Source organism: Acinetobacter sp. ANC_7682 (assembly GCF_056779795.1).
This window is the reverse complement of record NZ_JBWYIQ010000115.1, coordinates 1-208: the sequence shown is the minus strand read 5'-3', so window position 1 is coordinate 208 and position 208 is coordinate 1. Positions and strand designations below refer to the sequence as shown.

General features: G+C 37.5%; 1 pseudogene. It reads right to left on the bottom strand.

Features of this window, described 5'->3' with window-relative positions:
* Positions 1 to 208 (bottom strand): annotated as a pseudogene (locus AC1M9D_RS14230) (IS3 family transposase); the annotation flags it as partial.

The window sequence follows — 208 nt, the reverse complement described above, 5'->3', positions numbered from 1 at the left end:
GTGACACTGCTATAAGCTTTGAGATACACCTCTTCATATTTAACGCTCCGCCATAATCGTTCAACCATCACATTATCAATCCATCGACCTTTACCATCCATACTGATTTGAATGCCCTTTGATTTCAATACATCAATAAATGCATCACTGGTGAACTGACTGCCTTGGTCTGTATTCAATATTTCAGGTGATCCATATTTTTCAATTG